Genomic DNA, 18,032 nt, shown 5'->3' on the forward strand with positions numbered 1-18,032 from the left:
GAACAGGTGAACCCACAAATCGTGGGTTCACCTGTCGCCGATGTCCTGAGACATCACATCCGCGCCCCCGGCAGGATTCGAACCTGCGCACCCGCCTCCGGAGGGCGGTGCTCTATCCCCTGAGCTACGGGGGCTCAGGAACGTGCAGAACAGTAGCAGGTAACTCGCCGGAATCCCGAATCGGGGACCGGTGCGTCGGGTGGGTACCGGAGGCGGGGACCGGGGTGACCCTGACGGGACCCTGGAAGCGCCGTACGGCGGGATCGTGTCCGGCCGGAACGGCGTCATAGTGGTTGTACGGCCCATCAGCGAAAGGAAGTCGGTACCCATGGCTAGCACTCTGGTCCGCCCGTCCCGCGGACGCATGATCGGCGGTGTCTGTGCCGGGCTGGCCCGCCGGTTCGGCATGTCCCCGAACACGATGCGCCTCATCTTCGTGATCAGCTGCATCCTGCCCGGCCCGCAGTTCCTGATCTACATCGTCCTGTGGGCCTTGATGCCGTCGGAGGACTGACCCCGGAGTCCCGCGCTTCCGGCGCCGCATGGCAACCTGCTCCTCATGACAGCAGGCAGGTGGCGCCGGGCGGGTGCGACGGCGGCCGCTCTGCTGCTGGTCGGCGGTGTCGCCGGCGGTTGCCAGGTGGGTCCTGCGCCGCCCGGTCCGGCCGAGCTCCGGACCGGGCCGCCGCCGTGGGACGCTCCGCGTGACGCGGTCTCGTACATCGACAAGGCGGGTTTCGAGCGTCTCCCGCTCGACTTCTCCGGCCCGTCGCCGTACACCCTGACCCTCTCGGTGAGCGTGGACGGCGTCCCGGTGCAGGTCCCGGCCGGTATCGGCGTCGACCGCGTCCGCGCCGAGCAGGCCGCCGTACACACCCACACCTCCGACGGTCTGGTGTACGTCGAGGCGAAGACGACCTCCGAGCGCCCGACGCTGGCCCAGTTCTTCACGCTCTGGGGAGTCCGGTACGACGCCAAGTGCCTGGGTGACGCCTGTCAGTCGTTGAAAGTCGTCGTGAACAACCAGCCGGCCGCCTGGAACGCGGAGCTGACCCCCAACGCGCACGTTCAGATCGCCGCCCGGCACTGACCGTGACGGCCGCGTGTACCGGGCTGTGGATGCTGAGTCAAGGGTTTGGGGGCGTGGCCATTAGGCTGATCCGGTGACTCCGGAACAGCTCGCTGAGAAGATCCTGCAGGCCCTGGCCGCGCTCGCCGACGACGGCGCCATCACCGTCGAGGGCGGGCTGCCGCGCGAGCTGAAGGTCGAGCGACCCAAGAACCCCGAGCACGGGGACTACGCCACCAACGTCGCGATGCAGCTGGGCAAGCGCGCCGGGCTGAACCCGCGCCAGTTCGCGGAGCTGCTGGCGGCCAGGCTGCAGGCCGACGACGCGATCACCGCGGTGGAGATCGCCGGCCCGGGTTTCATCAACATCCGCGTCGCGGCCGACGCCCAGGGCAAGGTCGCGCAGGCGATCCTGGACGCCGGTACGGCGTACGGCCACAGCGACACCCTGCACGGCGAGACGGTGAACCTGGAGTTCATCTCGGCCAACCCGACCGGCCCGCTGCACCTCGGCCACACCCGCTGGGCGGCGGTCGGCGACGCGCTCGCCCGGGTGCTCGCCGCGGCCGGCGCGAAGGTCACCCGCGAGTTCTACATCAACGACCGCGGCGCGCAGATGGACAAGTTCGGCGCCAGCCTGCAGGCCGCCGCGCTCGGTCGGCCGATCCCCGAGGACGGCTACCACGGCGAGTACATCCTCGACCTCGCGAAGCAGATCGTCACCGAGGTCCCGGACATCCTGACGCTGCCCGAGGACGAGCAGCTGGTCGCGTTCCGCGAGGCCGGGTACGAGCGCCAGCTCAAGGAGCAGCAGTCGCAGCTCGAGCACTTCCGGACCAGTTTCGACGTCTGGTTCTCCGAGCGCAGCCTGCACGAGCAGAACGGTGTCGGCCACGCGATCGACAAGCTGCGTGACCAGGGTCACCTGTACGACGCCGACGACGCGCTGTGGATGCGGACGACCGACTTCATCGACGACAAGGACCGGGTGCTGATCCGGTCGAACGGCGAGCCGACGTACTTCGCCTCCGACGCGGCGTACTACGTGAACAAGCGCGAGCGCGGTTTCGACGTCTGCATCTACCTGCTCGGCGCCGACCACCACGGGTACGTGAACCGGCTGAAGGCGATCGCGGCCTGTGCCGGTGACGACCCCGAGTACAACATCGAGATCCTGATCGGCCAGTTGGTCAAGATCCTCAAGGGCGGCGAGGAGATGCGGCTGTCCAAGCGGGCCGGCACCATCGTCACGCTGGCCGAGCTGGTCGAGGAGGGCGGTGTCGACCCGCTGCGGTACACGCTCTGCCGCTACCCGGTCGACTCGCCGCTGACCCTCGACATCGAGGAGATGACCCGCCAGGTCAGCGAGAACCCGGTGTACTACGTCCAGTACGCGCACGCCCGGCTGGCGTCGATCCTGCGCAACGCCGACGAGCTCGGCGTCAAGCTGGACGAGTTCGACCCGGGGCTGCTCAGCCACGAGCGTGAGGGCGACCTGCTCCGCGCGCTGGCCGAGTTCCCGCGCATCGTCGCCACCGCCGCCGAGTTGCGCGAGCCGCACCGGATCGCCCGCTACCTGGAGGACACCGCGTCGGCGTTCCACAAGTTCTACGACAGTTGCCGCGTGCTGCCGCGCGGAGACGAGGAGGTGGAGCCGGTGCACAAGGCTCGCCTGACCCTGGTCGGCGCGACCAGGACCGTACTCGCCAACGGGCTGGACCTGCTCGGCGTCTCAGCTCCGGAGCGGATGTGAGGGCGCACGAGGCGGGGGTGCTGCACGCGGACATCGGCCACCGCGGCCCGGGCTGGCTCCGCGCACCCCGCAACGTCAATGACCTCGTTCCGCAGCTGTGGTCGTCGACCGCCAAGAAGACCGCCGAGGGTTCGCTGGTCGTCGGCGGCGTCGACGTCCGCGACCTGGTCGCCGAGCACGGCAGCCCGGCGTACGTGCTGGACGAGGACGACTTCCGGGCTCGCGCCCGCGCGTTCAAGCACGCCTTCAAGGACTTCGACGTCTACTACGCCGGCAAGGCGTTCCTCTGTACGACGGTCGTGCGCTGGGTGATGGAGGAAGGCCTCAACCTCGACGTCTGCAGCGGGGGAGAGCTGGCTGTCGCTCTCCGGGCCGGCGCCGACCCGCGCAGGCTGGGCTTCCACGGCAACAACAAGTCCGAGTCCGAGCTGGGCCGCGCGCTGGACGCGGGCGTCGGCCGGATCATCGTCGACTCGCTGTACGAGATCGACCGGCTGATCGTGCTGGCCCGCGAACGGGACACGGTCGCGCCGGTGATGGTCCGGGTGACCGCGGGCGTCGAGGCGCACACCCACGAGTACATCGCGACCGCGCACGAGGACCAGAAGTTCGGCTTCTCGATCACCTCCGGCGCGGCTTTCGAAGCCGTTGCCCGGGTCAACGAAGCGCCCGAGCTGGAGCTGCTCGGGCTGCACTCGCACATCGGCTCGCAGATCTTCGACTCGTCCGGGTTCGAGGTGGCCGCGAGGCGGGTGATCGCCTTGCACGCAAGGGTCTCCGAGGAACTCGGTGTCGACATGCCGGAGCTCGACCTTGGCGGCGGCTTCGGGATCGCGTACACCACCCAGGACGATCCGTCCGACCCGGCGCAGCTGGCCACCGAGCTCGGCAAGATCGTCGAGCACGAGTGCCGTGCCTTCGAGGTCGACGTCCCCAAGGTGTCGATCGAGCCCGGCCGGGCGATCGTCGGCCCGGCCGTCTGCACCGTTTACACGGTCGGCACGGTCAAGGAGGTCGAGCTCGACGCCGGCGCCTCCCGCACCTACGTCTCGGTCGACGGCGGGATGAGCGACAACATCCGCGCCGCCCTGTACGACGCCGACTACTCCTGCACCCTGGCCAACCGGTACTCCGACGCCGAGCCGATCCTCGCCCGGGTCGTCGGCAAGCACTGTGAGGCTGGTGACATCGTGGTGAAGGACGAGTTCCTCCCGTCGGACGTGCGGCCCGGCGACCTGGTCGCCGTACCCGGGACCGGGGCGTACTGCCGGTCGATGGCGAGCAACTACAACCACGTACCGCGGCCGCCGGTGATCGCGGTCAAGGACGGTCACACCCGGGTCGTCGTACGCCGGGAGACCGAAGACGACCTGCTTCTCCTGGACATGGGGGCCGAGTGAACGACGACAAACCGCTGAAGGTGGGCCTGCTCGGTTGTGGCGTGGTCGGCACCGAGGTGGTGCGGATCCTGACCGAGCAGGCTGACCATCTCGCCGCCCGGGTCGGCGCGCGGCTGGAGATCGCCGGCATCGCCGTCCGCCGGGCCGGCCGGGCGCGCGACATCGCCGTCGACCCGGACCTGATCACGACCGACGCCCAGGCGCTGGTGTCGCGCGACGACCTGGATGTCGTGATCGAGGTGATCGGCGGCCTGGAGCCGGCCCGGAGCCTGATCCTGACCGCGCTCGAGCACGGCGCGTCCGTGATCACCGCGAACAAGGCGCTGCTCGCCGAGGACGGGCCGACGCTGTTCGCCGCCGCGGAGAAGTACGAGCGCGACCTGTACTTCGAGGCCGCGGTAGCCGGCGCGATCCCGATCCTGCGGCCGCTGCGCGAGTCGCTCGCCGGTGACGACGTGACCCGGGTGATGGGCATCGTCAACGGCACCACCAACTACATCCTCGACAAGATGGACACCACCGGCGCCGGTTTCGACGAGGCGCTCGAGGAGGCGCAGGCGCTCGGGTACGCCGAGGCCGACCCGACCGCCGACATCGAGGGCTTCGACGCCGCCGCGAAGGCCGCGCTGCTGGCCAGTCTGGCCTTCCACACCAGGGTTTCCATCGCCGACGTGCACCGCGAGGGCATCACCGAGGTGTCCGCGACCGACATCGCGTCGGCCCGCGAGATGGGCTGCGTGGTGAAGTCGCTGGCGATCTGCGAACTCGACGAGGCGACCGATTCGGTCAGCGCCCGGGTCTACCCGGCGATGATCCCGGCGACCCATCCGCTGGCCTCCGTCCGGGACGCGTACAACGCCGTTTTCGTGGAATCCAAGGCGGCCGGCCAGCTGATGTTCTATGGTCGTGGTGCCGGCGGCGCCCCGACGGCCAGTGCAGTCCTCGGGGATCTCGTGTCCGCCGCGCGCAACCGGCTCAAGGGTGTGCCGGGGGTCGGCGAGTCGTCGTACACCCAGCGAGCCGTGCGGCCGATGGGCGACGCGATGACCCGCTACCACGTGTCGCTGGATGTCGCCGACAAGGCCGGTGTGCTGGCGGCGGTGGCCCATGCCTTCGCCGAGCACGACGTGTCCATCCAGACCGTCCGGCAGGAAGGCCGGGGCAGTGACGCGCAGCTGGTGGTGGTCACCCACACCGCGACCGACGCCGCGTTGTCCGCGACCGTGGAGGCCCTGCGTGACATGGACATCGTTCGGGAAGTCAGCAGTGTGATGCGGGTAGAAGGCGAGTAGTTCAATGGCTCAGCAGCGGCCTCATCAATGGCGTGGCGTGATCGAGGAATACAGGGACCGGTTGCCCGTTTCGGCGGACACGCCGGTGGTCACGCTCGGCGAGGGCGGGACGCCGCTGGTGGCCGCGCAGTGGCTCAGCGAGCAGACCAACTGCGAGGTCTGGCTCAAGGTCGAGGGCAACAACCCGACCGGCTCGTTCAAGGACCGCGGCATGACGGTCGCGATCTCGCTCGCCGCGCAGGCCGGTGACAAGGCCGTCGTCTGCGCCTCGACCGGCAACACCTCCGCGTCCGCGGCCGCGTACGCCGTCCGCGCCGGGCTGCTCCCGCTGGTCCTGGTCCCGGCCGGCCGGATCGCGAAGGGCAAGCTGGCGCAGGCCATCGTGCACGGCGCGCAACTGGTCTCGATCGACGGCGGCTTCGACGACTGTCTGCGGATCGTCCGCGAACTCGGCAAGAACTACCCGGTCGCGCTGGTGAACTCGGTGAACCCGGTCCGGCTGGAAGGCCAGAAGACCGCCGCCTTCGAGGTCTGCGACGCACTCGGCGACGCCCCGGACCTGCACCTGCTGCCGGTCGGGAACGCGGGCAACATCGCGGCCTACTGGAAGGGTTACCAGGAGTACGCCGAGGACAAGGTGGCCTCGAAGACCCCGCGGATGTGGGGTTTCCAGGCCGAGGGCGCGGCGCCGATCGTGCGCGGCGCGATCGTCGAGCGGCCGGACACCGCGGCGACCGCGATCCGGGTCGGCAACCCGGCATCCTGGACGCTGGCCGAGGCCGCCCGGGACGAGTCCGGCGGCCGGATCGAGATGGTCACCGACGAGCAGATCCTCACCGCGCAGCGTGAGCTCGCCGCGCGTGAGGGCGTGTTCGTCGAGCCCGCCTCGGCGGCCGGCGTCGCCGGACTGCTGCATGCGAAGGCGCAGGGCTGGCTGGACGGCGGCTCGACCGTGGTGATCACGGTCACAGGCCATGGCCTGAAGGACATCGACACGGCGCTCGACCACGCGAACGTGAAGGAATCACCGGTCACCCCGGCCGACACCGACGCGGTCGCACGCGTCGCCGGCCTGATCTGACGGCGGCCGCCGTGGAGACTGTGGAGACGAGGGACGAGCGCCGGCCCTGCGACCAGGTGCGGGTCCGCGTCCCCGCGACGAGTGCCAACCTCGGCCCCGGCTTCGACGCCTTCGGACTCGCGCTCAGCCTGTACGACGAACTGATCGTCACCCCGGGCGGCTCCGGGGTCACTGTCGAGGTGACCGGCCCGGGTGAGGGCGAGGTGCCGCTGGACGAGTCGCACCTCGTCGTCCGGTCCATCCGCCGCGGCCTCGAGGTGCTGGGTGCGTCGGTGCCCGGATTCACCTTGCGTTGCGAGAACCGGATCCCGCACGGCCGCGGTCTCGGGTCGTCGTCGGCCGCGATCGTCGGCGGCCTCGCGGCGGCGTACGGGCTGGCCGGGGTCCGGCTGGATCGCGAGCGTCTCGTCGTGCTGGCGAACGAGATCGAAGGACATCCCGACAACGTGGCCGCGGCCGCGCTGGGTGGGTTCACCATCGCTTGGACAGAAGGCGTTGTGTCCGATGGTGCTGTCGGCCGGGCCGTTCGATTGGACACCGTTGAAGGTCTGGCGGCGGTCGCCTACGTACCCGACAACCGGGTGCTGACGAAGGAGGCGCGCGGATTGCTGCCGGGCGTCGTTCCTCACAGTGACGCGGCGGCGAACGCGGGCAGGGCCGCACTGCTCGTCGCGGCGTTGACCGGACGGCCGGAGTTGCTGCTGACCGCGACCGAGGACCGGCTGCACCAGGAGTACCGGGAGCCCGCGATGCCGGAGAGTCTGGCGCTGGTGCACAAGCTGCGCGGGAGCGGACTGCCGGCGATCGTGAGCGGTGCCGGCCCGACCGTCGTCGTACTGGGCTGCCCAGCTGGAACCTCTTCTCCTGCGGGGAAATCCGCAGGTCAGAGCGCGGTTACGGCCCTGTCCCGCACGGTACCGCCTCCGCCGGACGGCTGGACGCGGTACGACCTGGGGATCGATCCAGTCGGCGTACAGGTCTGGTCACTGGAAGCCGGGTAAGTCGTTCGCCGGGGCGGGAATGACCGGCGACTGACACGCGTTGTACCCCTCGAGTCAGCAGAAGGACCCGCAGTGGTGCTAGTCTCGACTCACCCGATCCCCTCCAGGTGATCGGTGAACTCTCGTCACGATCCGGGCTGTGCTCCCGGCACCCTGTGTTGTGTGGCGACCCTCCTGCGGAACGACCTTGCGCCGCCTGCGCCGGGGATGTCCGGGGGGACTCAGATCGAACGAGAGCCTCTTGTACCCATGTCGCCGCCGCAGCCGGAACAGTCGGCCCCGCGTCGGTCGTGGGTGATGAAACGGTCGATGAGCTTCCGCGTCGTCGACGATCCGTGTGGGAAGGACCTCACGTGACAGAAATTGTTGAAGCCTCCAGCGGCGCCGGCTCCACGCCGGACCCGGGTACCGACGCAGCGGCCACCCCCGCGACGCGTCGCCGGAAGGCCGGAGGCGGCCTCGAGGGCATGCTGCTCCCCGAGCTCAAGCAGCTCGCCGGGACGCTCGGCATCAAGGGCACCGGCGCACTGCGCAAGGGCCAGCTGATCGAGGCGATCAAGGCCGCCCAGGAAAGTGGCGCTGCGAGTGGCGCCGCGGGCGGCGCCGCGGGCGGCGCCGCGGGCGGTTCGCGCCCGAAGGCGAGCCAGCCGACCTTGGACGAGGCCGCCGCCGAGGCGCCCGCGGCCAAGGCCGCGCCGGCCAAGCGGGAGGGCGGCAGCCGCCGGTCCCGCGCCGCGGCCGAGAAGGCCGCCGACAAGGACGCGTCCCAGAACGGTGCCGTTGCCCAGCAGGACGCCGCCGCGGCGGTCGAGACCGCTGCCGCGCCGGCCGCGATCGCAGCCGCCGACGCGCCCGCCGCCGAGGTCGCGACGCAGAACGGCACCACCGTCGCCGAGCCGAGGACCGAGCAGCCCGCCGAGAGCCGTGGCAGCCGGGACGGCGAGGGCGACAGCCAGAACCGCAACCGCGACCGGAGCCGGGACAACCAGGGCCGCGACGGCCAGCAGAGCCGGGCGGACCGCGGCGAGCAGGCCCGGGACCGCAACCGGGACAACCAGGGCCGCGACGGCCAGCAGAACCGCAGCGACCGCGGCGAGCAGAACCGCGCTGACCGGGCCGACCAGAACCGCGGCGACCGGATCGACCAGAACCGCGGTGACCGTGCGGAGCCGAGCCGCGCTGACCGGGCCGACCAGAACCGCGGTGACCGTGCGGAGCCGAGCCGCGGCGACCGTGCCGACAACCGCGGCGACCGTGGTGAGCAGAACCGCGACAACCGCGGGGACCGTGGCGAGCAGAACCGGGGCCGCGACCGGCAGGACCAGAACGACCGCGGCGAGGACGGCGAGGGCCGTCGCCGGCGCCGCCGGGGCCGCGACCGGGACCGCAACCGCGACGGCAACCAGGTTCGCGACGGGGGCCGCAACCGCGGCCGCGGCGAGCGGTTCGACCCGGAGCCGACGATCAGCGAGGACGACATCCTCGTGCCGGCGGCCGGCATTCTCGACGTACTGGACAACTACGCGTTCGTCCGGACCAGCGGCTACCTGCCCGGCCCGAACGACGTGTACGTCGCCCTGTCGATGGTGAAGCGGTACGGCCTGCGCAAGGGTGACGCGATCACCGGTGCGGTGAAGCAGCCGCAGGAGGGTGAGCGCAAGGAGAAGTTCAACCCGCTGGTCCGGATCGACACCGTGAACGGGTCGGACCCGGAGATCGCCAAGCAGCGGCAGGACTTCAACAAGCTGACCCCGCTGTACGCGACCGAGCGGCTGCGACTGGAGACCGAGCCCGGTGTGCTCACCACCCGGATCGTCGACATCGTCAGCCCGATCGGCAAGGGCCAGCGCGGCCTGATCGTCTCGCCGCCGAAGGCCGGCAAGACGATGGTGCTGCAGGCGCTGGCGAACGCGATCACCACGAACAACCCCGAAGTGCACCTGATGGTCGTGCTGGTGGACGAGCGGCCCGAAGAGGTCACCGACATGCAGCGCACGGTCAAGGGCGAGGTCATCGCGTCGACCTTCGACCGGCCGGCCGACGACCACACCACGGTCGCGGAACTGGCGATCGAGCGGGCCAAGCGCCTGGTCGAGCTGGGTCACGACGTGGTCGTCCTGCTCGACTCGATCACCCGGCTCGGCCGCGCGTACAACATCGCCGCACCGGCCAGCGGCCGGATCCTGTCCGGCGGTGTCGACTCCTCGGCGCTGTACCCGCCGAAGCGGTTCTTCGGCGCGGCCCGCAACATCGAGGACGGCGGCTCGCTGACCATTCTGGCCACCGCGCTGATCGAGACCGGCTCGAAGATGGACGAGGTCATCTTCGAGGAGTTCAAGGGCACCGGCAACATGGAGCTGCGGCTGCGCCGCGAGTTCGCCGACCGCCGGATCTTCCCGGCCATCGACGTGGTCGCCTCCGGTACCCGCCGCGAGGAACTGCTGATGAGCAAGGACGAGACCCAGGTGGTCTGGAAGCTCCGCCGGGTGCTCTCCGCGCTCGACGGCCAGGCCGCGCTGGAGCTGCTGATCGGCAAGCTCAAGGAGAGCAAGTCGAACATCGAGTTCCTGCTGCAGGTCAACAAGACCACCCCGTCGGCGGGCGGTCGCAGCACCGACGACGGCAACTAGAAGCACTCGATTACCGGTTTGCCGCCCCCGGGTGGCAAACTGGTCTGTCGGTTCCGGTTCACGTCCGCATCCGTGGGCGACCCGGGGCACCTGAGACCTAGGAGATCCCTTGAAGAGCGACATCCACCCGACCTACGTGGACACCACGGTGACCTGCACCTGTGGGAACACGTTCACCACGCGCTCGACCGCGGAGAACGGCGTGATCCACGCCGACGTCTGCTCGCAGTGCCACCCCTTCTACACCGGCAAGCAGAAGATCCTCGACACCGGTGGCCGGGTGGCCCGCTTCGAGAAGCGGTACGCCAAGAAGTAGCTTTCACACCGCGCGCCGGTCCGCGAGTCGCCGTACTCGCCGGACCGGCGCGCGGTTTGTGCGTGGATCAGCGGAAGGGAGGAGTGCGGCATGTTCGAGGCGGTACAGACGCTCAAGGCCGAGTACGCCGAGCTGGAGCGGCAGATGGCGGATCCGGAGCTGCACTCCGACCAGGCCAACGCCCGCCGGGTCGGCAAGCGGTACGCCGCGCTCGCACCCGTCGTCCGGACGTACGACGAATGGCTGCAGACCGGCGGCGACATCGAGGCGGCGCGTGAGCTCGCGGCCGAGGACCCGGCGTTCGCCGAGGAGGCCGCGAAGCTGACGGCCCGGCGCGAGGAGCTGGCCGAGAAGCTGCAGTTGCTGCTGGTCCCGCGCGATCCGAGCGACGACAAGGACGCGATCCTCGAGATCAAGGCCGGTGAGGGCGGCGACGAGTCCGCGCTGTTCGCCGGCGACCTGCTGAAGATGTACCTGAAGTACGCCGAGTCGCAGAACTGGAAGACCGAGGTGCTCGACTCGGCCGAGTCCGATCTGGGCGGGTACAAGTCGATCACCGTCGCGGTGAAGGCGAAGGGTACGCCGGAGCCGGGTGAGGCGCCGTACGCGAAGCTGAAGTTCGAGGGCGGCGTGCACCGGGTGCAGCGGGTGCCGGTGACCGAGTCGCAGGGCCGGATCCACACCTCGGCGGCCGGTGTGCTGGTGTTGCCGGAGGCCGAGGACGTCGATGTCGAGATCGACCCGAACGACCTGCGCATCGACGTGTTCCGGTCGTCCGGCCCGGGTGGGCAGAGCGTGAACACGACCGACTCCGCGGTCCGGATCACCCACCTGCCGACCGGCATCGTGGTCTCGATGCAGAACGAGAAGTCCCAGCTGCAGAACCGCGAGCAGGCGATGCGGGTGCTGCGGGCGCGGCTGCTCGCTGCCGCGCAGGAGGCCGCCGACCAGGAGGCCTCGGACGCCCGCCGGTCGCAGATCCGGACCGTCGACCGGTCCGAGCGGATCCGCACCTACAACTTCCCGGAGAACCGCTTTTCCGACCACCGGGTCGGCTACAAGGCGCACAACCTCGACCAGGTCCTCGGCGGTGACCTCGCACCGGTGATCCAGGCCCTGACCGACGCCGACCTCGCCGCCCGCCTCGAGGCCGTCGAGAGCCAGTGAGCGTCAAGGCCCTCGTCACCGACGCCGCGACCAGGCTGCGGGAGGCCGGCGTCGCGTCACCCGACTACGACGCCGCCGAGCTGCTCGCCTTCGTCACCGGCTCCAGCCGGCTCAACCTGGCCGAGCCGACCGAGGACCAGCTGCGCCGGTACGACGAACTGATCGCCCGCCGGGCCGCGCGCGAACCACTGCAGCACCTCATCGGTACGGCGGCCTTCCGCTATCGCGAGCTCGCCGTCGGACCCGGCGTCTTCGTCCCGAGGCCGGAGACCGAGGTGATGGTCGGCTGGATCCTCGAGAAGCTGGCCGATGTGGAGTCACCGCTCGTCGTGGACCTGTGCACGGGATCGGGCGCGATCGCGGGAGCGGTGGCGACCGAGCGGCCGGACAGCGTCGTACACGCCGTGGAGCTGTCGCCCGAGGCGTGCGTCTGGGCCCGTCGCAACCTCGCGGGCACCGGTGCCGTCCTGCATGAAGGTGACATCGACGGGTGCCTGCCCGAGTTCGACGGGCAGGTCGATGCGGTGATCTCCAATCCGCCGTACATCCCTTTGACTGCGTGGGAATCGGTCACCGCGGAGGTCCGCGACCACGACCCCGCGCTCGCATTGTGGTCCGGCGACGACGGGCTCGACGAGATCAAGGTCGTGGCCGCGACCGCCGCCCGGTTGCTGAAACCGGGCGGCTGGTTCGCCTGCGAGCACGCCGATGTCCAGGGCGAGTCCGCACCGGCGGTTTTCACCGCGACCGGCCTGTTCACCGAGGTCCGCGACAACAAAGACCTGGCCGGCCGCAACCGCTTTGCGACCGGCCGGAGGATCTGAGCCGCGACCTAGAGCGCGGCGTTCAGTGTGAAGACTGCCGCGGCCATGACGAGCAGTACGCCGGCGGCGGCGAACTCGGCGCGGTCGCCGTGCCGGAGCCAGCAGGCCCGGATCCGGTCGACGGCGGCGTACCACGGCCTGACGGTGAGCGGTGGAGCGATCTGGTCCGTGACTTCGACGGCACACGACGATTCGACGGTGGTGACCACGAAAGCTGCTTTCCCTGCGTGTAGCTCCTCGGGCGGCTGTCTGTGCCCGCCTTCATAACTAACCAGAATCCAAACGGCTGAAACATTGCGGATGGTCAAGGATTCGTCGCAGTCCGTACCCGGCCGCGTCGCCACGTTCGCCGGTGGTTGATCGGCACCGGCCGCGGTGATAGGCATAGCGCGGCCGATCGGTTCTGCCAGTAGCCGGAGCATCGGCCCGGTCCCGACAGGAGACCTGCCGTCATGGCCGAGAAATTGTCCCTTCAGACCGCCGACTCCGGCGAGTACGTGCTCGTGCGGTTGAACGGCGACCTCGAGATGGAGAGCGCGCCGGCCGTCACCGCCGAGCTCAAGCGTCTGGTCGGCCCGCGGCCGCTCGTCGTCGACCTGAGTGGTGTGGACTTCATGGATTCGAGCGGACTCGGTGTCCTGATCGGCGCGCACAAGGCGTCCGCGGCGCTGGGCGGCGCGCTGGTCGTCGCGGGGCCGGGACCCCGGGTGCAGAAGATCTTCCGGATCACCAAGCTGAACAAGGTGTTCACCGTGCACGAGACGCTTGAGGAGGCCGTGGCCAGTCTCGCTGCACCCCTGGAAGTGAAGGCAGCGCCGGTGGAGACCGTGGTGCCCGGCTTCGACGCGGAGAACTCCGATCGAGAGCGGTCAGGCCCTGGACCAGACGGACGAGCCGGCTAGCTGCGGCCCGGCACCGGCCACGTTCGCGAAGGCGAGCTGCATTTCCTACTCGTACACGACGAGCTCTGGCCGCGGCCGCAGCGCCAGCACCTGGGCCGGCGTCATCAGCGGACCGTGCCGGGTGTCCTCGACGCGGAACAGCTTGAAGCCGGCGTGCACGCCGGCGGGCAGGCGCTGGGTCAGCCGTCCCCACGTCTCCAGCTTGTCCGCACGCGCGCCGATCCCGTCCACCGACTTGATCGTCACCACGCCGGGGTGCTTCTTCAGCGCCTGTTCTCCGCTCACGATCCGCGGCGACAGCTGATGAAAGACGAACACCTTCTCCGGCAGCTTGTGCGTCCGGACGAGTCCCGAGAGGTACGACGCGATGCTGTCGAGCTCGGCACCCGTCGTACGGCCGAAGACCCGGCCGGGCACCTGGTTCGGCCCGACCGCCCACTCCGGATCGAACGCCAGCCCGACGTCCGGCTCCTTCAGCCAGCGTTCCAGCCGCTTGACCTCCGGCAGGATCTTCGCGCGACCGGGCTGGATGTCGAGCAGCAACAGCATCCGGTGCTTGCGGGCGACGGTCAGGTATTCCTGGATCTTCGCGTCGGGCAGGCGGCCGCGGTACATCCCGTCCTTGCCGGGCGCGGCTTTCGCGACCACCACGATCAGCTCCATCACCGGCAAAGGCGTCCGGCCCGCGGCGTACGCGCGCGACAGCTTCTCCAGCCTGGCCGCCTTCGTCTCCAGGTCCTTGTCGAGTGGCCCGAGGGCCGGTGAGCCGGGCAGGCCGACGTACGCGACCAGCTGGTACTTCGGGAAGATCGTCCGCCCACCTCGTGGCAGGTCCCCTTCAGCCGGAGCCGGTGGTGGAGAGGGAGTGCTCCTCGACGGGCCGGCTGACGACGGCGGGGGAGTGGCACCCGGTGCCGCTGCCCCCGGTTCGTCGCTACAGGCCGCCACACCTAGCAGCAGCCCGAGCACTGCCATCACCCCTGGAACGCTCCGCACCCCACCTAGGGAACCACGCCGGGCCTGAGAACCCGAGCCAAGCCGTGTCGTCTACGCCTTGGCGACGTACTCATCGATCTCGGCGAGCAGGGCGTTCTTCACCGAGTCCTCCGCGAAGGACACCTGCACGGCGGTCCTCGCCAGCTCGGCCGCACCAGTCTCGTCCAGGTCGAGCAGGCCGGCCGCGACGGCGTACTCGTTGGTGAGGTCGGTGCCGAACATCGGCGGGTCGTCGGAGTTGATCGTGACGACCAGTCCGGCCTCGACCATCGCGCGCAGCGGGTGTTCGTCGTACGACGCGACGGCGCGGGTGGCGATGTTCGACGTCGGGCTCACCTCGAGCGGGATCCGGTGCTCGCCCAGGTACTCGACCAGAGCCGGGTCCTGCATGGTCGACGTACCGTGGCCGATCCGCTCGGCCTTGAGCACCCGGACCGCGTCCCAGATCGTCTCCGGGCCGGTGGTCTCGCCGGCATGCGGCACACTGCGCAGCCCGGCCGCGACGGCGGCTTCGAAGTACGGCTGGAACTGCGGCCGCGGTACGCCGATCTCCGGCCCGCCGAGCCCGAAGCCGACCAGGCCCTGCGGACGGATTGTGGTAGCGATCCGCAGCGTCTCCTCGGCGGCCGGCAGCCCGGCCTCACCGGGGATGTCGAAGATCCAGCGCAGCGTGACGCCGAGCTCCTTCTCGGCGGCGATCCGCGCGTCCTCGATCGCCTCGCAGAACGCCTCGGCCGCGATCCCGCGGAGCACCGACGTGTACGGCGTCACCGTCAGCTCGGCATACTGCAGGTTCTGCGCGGTCATCTCACGGGCGATCTCGTAGGTCAGCAGCCGGACGTCGTCCGGGGTTTTGATCAGGTCGACGACGGTCAGGTAGATCTCGACGAACTTGGCGAAGTCGTCGAACTTGAAGTACTCCGCGAGCGCCGCCGGGTCGGCCGGCACCGGCGACTCCGGGTGCCGGGCGGCGAGCTCGGCGACGATCCGCGGCGAGGCGGATCCGACGTGGTGGACGTGCAGTTCGGCCTTCGGCAGGCCGGCCAGGAACTCCCGCGACACAGTCATGTCCCGGGATCCTAGGCGGGACCACGGCTGGGCAGGGACGAAGCTGACAGTGTTTTGTCAGCAGTGCGCGCTGCGGTGACTCCTGGTGGGGACTCGCGGAGAATCCCCGCGCCGAGCGGTCGGCTCCTAGTAGCGTCAAGCGTCCGGCGGCCCCGCCTGGCCGTCGGTACCACTGCTCATGTGAGGGAGCCGTGATGCGCCGTCCCAGCAAGTTCCTGTCAGCCACTGTCACCACCGCCCTGGCCGCGGCCCTGCTCGCCGGCACCGGCGCCGGCGGCACTGCCGCTGCCGCCGAGCCCGACGAGTACCGCCCGGTGCGCGGCCCGTCGGCCCCCGAGGAGCACCGCTACCGCCAGAAAACCCTGCCCGGCCAAGGCATCCCGCGCGACGCCTACGCGACCGCCGCGGCGCAGGCTCAGCGCATCCCGCAGACCGGCGGGAAGTGGCAGTCGCTCGGTCCCGCCAACATCGGCGGCCGCATCGTCAGCGTGGCGCTCGATCCGCACCGCCGCGACACCGTGTACGCCGCCGCGGCCAGCGGCGGGCTCTGGCGCAGTACGGATGCCGGCCGGACGTTCGCCCCTGCCTGGCCGGACCACTGGACCCAGGCGATGGGAGCGGTGGCGGCGTCGCCGGACGGCACGCTGTACGTCGGCACCGGAGAGCCCAACCCGGGCGGCGGCAGCATCACCTACGAGGGCACCGGTTTGTACGCGTCGAACGACGGCGGCCGGAACTGGCGGGCGATCGGCCTGCGCGACTCCGGCGCGATCAGCGCCATCACCGTCGATCCGCGTGACCCACGCCGGATCTTCGTGGCCGCGGCCGGCTCGCTCTACAACGGCGGCGGCGAGCGTGGCGTCTACCGCAGTCTGGACGGCGGCCGCAGTTGGAGCAGAGTCCTCGCCGGCAGCAACGAGTTCACCGGCGCCACCGAGGTGATGATCGACCCGTCCGACGCCGACCGGCTGTACGCGGTGATGTGGGACCACCGCCGGGTCCCGGAGAAGCGCTCGTACGGCGGAGTCGGGTCCGGCGTGTACCGGTCGACCGACGGCGGCCGGAGCTGGCAGCGGCTGGACAGTCTCGTCCCGGTCGGTCCGGAGGTGGGCCGGATCGGTCTCGGACTCGCGCCGAACGACCCCAAGCGGCTGTACGCGATCCTGAGCAAGGGCAGCGGCGGCAGCGGTACCTTCGACGGCTTCCTGTCGTCGACCGACGGCGGTGACACCTGGACCAGGCTTCCCCACAACACCGACCTGGCGGCGTCACAGTCGAGCTTCCCCTGGTGGTTCGGCAAGGTCTGGGTCGACCCCGACGACGCGAACCATGTGCACGTCGCGGGCGTCGGGCTGCTGACCACCAAGGACGCCGGCCGGACCTGGACCTCCGACACCACGTCGATCCACGTCGACCACCACGCGATGGTCTGGGACCCGCGTTACCCGAGCCGGGTCTACCTCGGCAACGACGGTGGCATGTATCGCTCGGACGCCGACGGCGACGGCGGCTGGGTCAAGGCCGAGCACCAGCCGTACATGCAGTTCTACAGCGCCGCGATCACCCCGCAGGACACCACCCGGTACTCCGGCGGCACGCAGGACAACGGGTCGCTGCGCTCCTGGGGGAGCACGGAAGGCTTCAACGAGTACCTCGGCGGCGACGGCGAGGAGAACCAGATCAATCCGCGGGACAAGCAGAACGTCTTCGCCTGCTACCAGTACGGCAACTGCTTCCGTTCCACCGACGGTGGCGACACGCTGACCTACTTCGGCAACAAGATCGTTTCCGACCGGCGGAACTGGTTCACCCCGATCGAGCTGGACCCGGCCGACCCGAAGGTGCTCTACACCGGCGGCAACCGGCTCAACCGCTCCACCGACGGCGGCGTCACCTGGGCGGCCATCAGTCCGGACCTGACCGGCGGACCCGGCCAGGACAGCTACCCGTTCGGCACCATCACGACCGTGGCGCCGGCGCGCGACGGCCGGACCGTGTACGCCGGTACGGACGACGGCCGGATCTGGGTCACCCGCGACACCGGCGCGACCTGGTCCCTGATCCGTGCCGGCGGCGTCTGGGTCACCCGGATCGCGGTGTCCGCGACCGACCCGGCCCGGATCTGGGTCACTCTGTCGGGCTACCGGAGCGGCTCGGCCTCGCCGTACGTGCTGACCAGCTCCGACGCCGGCCGGAGCTGGTCCGACCTCAGCGGCAACCTGCCGCAGGCGCCGGTCAACGACGTGATCCAGGGTGCCGGGCGCACCCTGTACGTCGCCACCGATCAGGGCGTCTTCGTCAGCCACGACGGCGGACCCCGGTGGCTCCGCCTCGGCCGGGAACTCCCGATGGTCCCGGTCGACGACATCGAGTACGACGGCCGGAACCACCGTCTGGTCGCAGCGACCTTCGGGCGCGGGCTCTACCGGACCACGGTCGGCTGATCCGCGGGCGGTGGCCCGGGTGAAACGCGCCCCGGCCACCGCCCGCGAGGCCACCCACGTGGAGACTGACCGGCATGGAGTGGCACGAT

Annotated in this window: 16 protein-coding genes and 1 tRNA gene; 13 read left to right on the plus strand and 4 right to left on the minus strand. The window is 70.3% G+C overall.

Translation table 11 applies throughout. The annotated features are described in order from the left end of the window. Positions 1-62 precede the first annotated feature (62 nt). Positions 63-134 (minus strand) — tRNA-Arg (locus ACYVOK_RS24125). 194 nt (positions 135-328) lie between these two features. On the opposite strand from ACYVOK_RS24125, the gene ACYVOK_RS24130 reads away from it, so the two are divergent. The 11 genes from ACYVOK_RS24130 (at position 329) to prmC (ending at position 12,533) form a co-directional block, all read left to right on the plus strand. Then, positions 329-514, plus strand: coding sequence for a PspC domain-containing protein (locus ACYVOK_RS24130; protein ID WP_460664796.1), 186 nt, complete (start codon positions 329-331; stop codon positions 512-514). A gap of 45 nt (positions 515-559) precedes the next feature. Next, positions 560-1,090: a hypothetical protein gene (locus ACYVOK_RS24135; RefSeq protein WP_460664797.1), complete on the plus strand. Its 531-nt coding sequence runs from the start codon at positions 560-562 to the stop codon at positions 1,088-1,090. 73 nt (positions 1,091-1,163) lie between these two features. Continuing rightward, positions 1,164-2,822 (plus strand): arginine--tRNA ligase, encoded by a 1,659-nt coding sequence (argS, locus tag ACYVOK_RS24140; protein ID WP_460664798.1) that lies wholly within the window; start codon positions 1,164-1,166, stop codon positions 2,820-2,822. Further along, complete coding sequence (lysA, locus tag ACYVOK_RS24145; RefSeq protein WP_460664799.1) at positions 2,819-4,222, plus strand: diaminopimelate decarboxylase; 1,404 nt, start codon at positions 2,819-2,821, stop codon at positions 4,220-4,222. The genes argS and lysA overlap by 4 nt, the downstream gene beginning before the upstream one ends. Then, positions 4,219-5,514, plus strand: a complete 1,296-nt coding sequence (locus ACYVOK_RS24150) for a homoserine dehydrogenase (protein WP_460664800.1) — start codon at positions 4,219-4,221, stop codon at positions 5,512-5,514. Before lysA ends, ACYVOK_RS24150 begins: the two co-directional genes overlap by 4 nt. Positions 5,515-5,518: 4 nt before the next feature. After that, positions 5,519-6,595: a threonine synthase gene (gene thrC / locus ACYVOK_RS24155; protein WP_460664801.1), complete on the plus strand. Its 1,077-nt coding sequence runs from the start codon at positions 5,519-5,521 to the stop codon at positions 6,593-6,595. An 11-nt stretch (positions 6,596-6,606) separates the two neighbouring features. Next, complete coding sequence (gene thrB / locus ACYVOK_RS24160; RefSeq protein WP_460664802.1) at positions 6,607-7,596, plus strand: homoserine kinase; 990 nt, start codon at positions 6,607-6,609, stop codon at positions 7,594-7,596. 353 nt (positions 7,597-7,949) lie between these two features. Further along, a complete protein-coding gene (rho, locus tag ACYVOK_RS24165; protein ID WP_460664803.1) occupies positions 7,950-10,226 on the plus strand; it encodes a transcription termination factor Rho in 2,277 nt (758 codons plus the stop codon). 109 nt (positions 10,227-10,335) lie between these two features. After that, the gene (gene rpmE / locus ACYVOK_RS24170; protein ID WP_460664804.1) at positions 10,336-10,542 is read left to right on the plus strand and encodes a 50S ribosomal protein L31; all 207 of its coding nucleotides are present in this window, start codon (positions 10,336-10,338) and stop codon (positions 10,540-10,542) included. 90 nt (positions 10,543-10,632) lie between these two features. Beyond that, on the plus strand, positions 10,633-11,709 hold the full coding sequence (gene prfA / locus ACYVOK_RS24175) for a peptide chain release factor 1 (RefSeq protein WP_460664805.1): 1,077 nt from the start codon (positions 10,633-10,635) through the stop codon (positions 11,707-11,709). Further along, positions 11,706-12,533, plus strand: a complete 828-nt coding sequence (prmC, locus tag ACYVOK_RS24180) for a peptide chain release factor N(5)-glutamine methyltransferase (RefSeq protein ID WP_460664806.1) — start codon at positions 11,706-11,708, stop codon at positions 12,531-12,533. Before prfA ends, prmC begins: the two co-directional genes overlap by 4 nt. A gap of 8 nt (positions 12,534-12,541) precedes the next feature. Here the strand turns inward: prmC and ACYVOK_RS24185 are convergent, their stop codons facing one another. Beyond that, entirely contained in the window at positions 12,542-12,742 is a 201-nt protein-coding gene (locus tag ACYVOK_RS24185) for a hypothetical protein (RefSeq protein ID WP_460664807.1), read from the minus strand. Positions 12,743-12,985: 243 nt separating this feature from the next. Between ACYVOK_RS24185 and ACYVOK_RS24190 the strand changes: the two genes are divergently transcribed. Then, positions 12,986-13,435: an STAS domain-containing protein gene (locus ACYVOK_RS24190; protein WP_460664808.1), complete on the plus strand. Its 450-nt coding sequence runs from the start codon at positions 12,986-12,988 to the stop codon at positions 13,433-13,435. Positions 13,436-13,480: 45 nt separating this feature from the next. Here the strand turns inward: ACYVOK_RS24190 and ACYVOK_RS24195 are convergent, their stop codons facing one another. Together ACYVOK_RS24195 and ACYVOK_RS24200 are read right to left on the minus strand one after the other, a co-directional pair. Beyond that, complete coding sequence (locus ACYVOK_RS24195) at positions 13,481-14,431, minus strand: hypothetical protein (RefSeq protein WP_460664809.1); 951 nt, start codon at positions 14,429-14,431, stop codon at positions 13,481-13,483. Between the two features lie 51 nt (positions 14,432-14,482). Then, entirely contained in the window at positions 14,483-15,499 is a 1,017-nt protein-coding gene (locus ACYVOK_RS24200; protein ID WP_460664810.1) for an adenosine deaminase, read from the minus strand. A gap of 194 nt (positions 15,500-15,693) precedes the next feature. On the opposite strand from ACYVOK_RS24200, the gene ACYVOK_RS24205 reads away from it, so the two are divergent. Further along, complete coding sequence (locus tag ACYVOK_RS24205; RefSeq protein ID WP_460664811.1) at positions 15,694-17,943, plus strand: WD40/YVTN/BNR-like repeat-containing protein; 2,250 nt, start codon at positions 15,694-15,696, stop codon at positions 17,941-17,943. The last annotated feature ends 89 nt before the right edge of the window (positions 17,944-18,032 follow it).

It is taken from the genome of Kribbella swartbergensis (genome assembly GCF_054784135.1).

What these genes read in the sequence shown, in the direction of transcription:
- ACYVOK_RS24200 (WP_460664810.1), bottom strand. Translation starts at nt 15,499, where the DNA reads ATGACTGTGTCGCGGGAGTTCCTGGCCGGCCTGCCGAAGGCCGAACTG.
- ACYVOK_RS24130 (WP_460664796.1), top strand. Translation starts at nt 329, where the DNA reads ATGGCTAGCACTCTGGTCCGCCCGTCCCGCGGACGCATGATCGGCGGT.
- ACYVOK_RS24205 (WP_460664811.1), top strand. Translation starts at nt 15,694, where the DNA reads ATGCGCCGTCCCAGCAAGTTCCTGTCAGCCACTGTCACCACCGCCCTG.
- ACYVOK_RS24135 (WP_460664797.1), top strand. Translation starts at nt 560, where the DNA reads ATGACAGCAGGCAGGTGGCGCCGGGCGGGTGCGACGGCGGCCGCTCTG.
- ACYVOK_RS24190 (WP_460664808.1), top strand. Translation starts at nt 12,986, where the DNA reads ATGGCCGAGAAATTGTCCCTTCAGACCGCCGACTCCGGCGAGTACGTG.
- thrC (WP_460664801.1), top strand. Translation starts at nt 5,519, where the DNA reads ATGGCTCAGCAGCGGCCTCATCAATGGCGTGGCGTGATCGAGGAATAC.
- prfA (WP_460664805.1), top strand. Translation starts at nt 10,633, where the DNA reads ATGTTCGAGGCGGTACAGACGCTCAAGGCCGAGTACGCCGAGCTGGAG.